The 908-nt window shown below is 56.6% G+C and carries 1 protein-coding gene; it reads left to right on the forward strand.

Annotation, left to right across the window (positions count from 1 at the left end; genetic code table 11):
* Positions 1 to 232 precede the first annotated feature (232 nt).
* Positions 233 to 908, forward strand: a 676-nt coding sequence (gene nfsA / locus J5224_RS30740; RefSeq protein ID WP_264628816.1) for an oxygen-insensitive NADPH nitroreductase, incomplete at its 3' end; no start/stop codon positions are given.

A 908-nucleotide genomic window follows, 5' to 3' on the forward strand; every position in this document is an offset into this window, starting at 1 on the left:
ACGATATTGTTCTCGTCTTTCTGAGAGGTACTATGCCCCTATCCGCGCTGAAAAAAAAGCAGTAAATCCCTGTTGCATTAATATGTAATGGCTATCAAACCGCATAACATGCGCTGAGCAGCATTGGTCAGTCGCAACGGCTGGCTTATACTGCCTGTTAAGCGCCTGGCTGTCCGGTTCACAGAGCCGACCCCCGCTGCTTTCAGGACACACCATCATAAGGACTCGAAGAGTGACGCCAACTATCGATCTGCTGCTAAACCATCGCTCCATTCGTGCTTTTAGCACACAGCCTATTGCGCCGGACGCGCGCGATGCCATTATTGCTGCGGCCCAGAGCGCGTCCAGCTCGAGCTTTTTACAATGCAGCTCGATTATTCGCATTACCGATCCCACGCTGCGCCAGACGTTGGCCCGCTATTGTGGCGATCAGCAGCATGTGGCTGACGCCGCCGAGTTCTGGGTGTTTTGCGCCGATTTCCACCGTCATCTGGAGATCTTTCCGCAGGCGCAAACCGGGATGGCAGAGCAATTGCTGCTGGGATGCGTTGATACGGCGCTGATGGGACAGAATGCGCTGGTCGCGGCGGAATCGCTGGGACTGGGCGGCGTGTTTATCGGCGGTATCCGTAATCACATTGCCGAGGTCACCTCGCTGTTGTCGCTGCCACAGCAGGTGTTGCCGCTGTTTGGCCTCTGTCTGGGCTATCCCGCTGCGACGCCCGATCGCAAACCGCGCCTGCCCGCCTCGCTGGTGGTGCATGAAAATGGCTATCAGCCGTTAGATAAAGCCGCGCTGGCACAGTATGACCAGCAATTGGGGGATTACTATCAGCAGCGTGGCAGTAATCGTCGCCGCGATACCTGGAGTGAGCACGTGCAGCGCACGCTGCAAAAAGAGCTAAGGC

It is taken from the genome of Candidatus Symbiopectobacterium sp. NZEC135 (assembly GCF_025962695.1).